Source organism: Clostridium sp. AF28-12, assembly GCF_003435225.1.
In the GTDB taxonomy this organism is placed as follows: Bacteria; Bacillota; Clostridia; order Lachnospirales; family Lachnospiraceae; genus Pilosibacter; species Pilosibacter fragilis.
This window is the reverse complement of record NZ_QWGJ01000069.1, coordinates 1-799: the sequence shown is the minus strand read 5'-3', so window position 1 is coordinate 799 and position 799 is coordinate 1. Positions and strand designations below refer to the sequence as shown.

Annotated in this window: 1 protein-coding gene and 1 pseudogene; both read right to left on the bottom strand. The window is 50.6% G+C overall.

What is annotated here, in order from left to right; all coding sequences use genetic code 11:
* Positions 1 to 572: VirB6/TrbL-like conjugal transfer protein, CD1112 family (locus DWY93_RS16820; RefSeq protein ID WP_117472753.1), on the bottom strand; the 572-nt coding region annotated here is incomplete at its 3' end.
* A gap of 19 nt (positions 573 to 591) precedes the next feature.
* A pseudogene (locus DWY93_RS16815) lies at positions 592 to 675 on the bottom strand (Maff2 family protein); the annotation flags it as partial.
* Positions 676 to 799: the final 124 nt, after the last annotated feature.

Here is a 799-nt window from a genome sequence, read left to right as displayed (position 1 = left end):
TAGAGGATAACGGTTATCAGTACGGACATGATTTTCATGCACAAGCTCACAAGGCTTGTTTCCATGACAAGTAAGAGCAGTTCGGGGATTTCCATAGCGTCAAGCCCGCTCTGCATGGAAGCAAGGGCGGCGGCAACATCAATCTCTGTGCTGCCGCCGATTACCCCCGCCGCGCCGGAAACAACGTGCTGCGCCATATCGAACACCGCCATAGTAATGTCAAAGGTGTGCGTCACAAGGTAGACTGCCACAAACGCCTTGAACACCCACTTGAAGAACATGGAAGTGTCAACGTCGTGCATATTGTTCTTTTCCGTTACCATGCTGATAAGCTCATAGCATAGGACGTAGGTAATGACAAGCCCCGCAATGGGTACGATTACATTTTCACTAAGGGTCTGTATCATGGAGAATATATTTGCGTTCCACCCTTGCGGGGTCTGCCCTACCTCTGCGGCGATAGTGCCGACTTTTTCGTTTACGTCCCCGAACATAGTTGACAGATTACCGTTTATCGCTCCGATAAGGATTTCCTTTATCCATTCGTTAATCGCGTCAAGTATGCTCTGCATAAGCCTTTACCCGCGCTTCTTAACCGAACAAGCCGGAAAGCAGCGGTACAAGGGTCATGCCGATAAGGGCAACGCCGCCGCCCGCCATAAGCTGTTTTATACCCAATTAGGTGTAAAACTCTGCTCGATGGCGGGCGGCGGTGTACAAAAAATCTATATGGTGTTTTTAAGAGAACCGTCCCGGCGGGACAGGTCAGGCAGTGACCTGTTCCACCTCTGGGATGGGT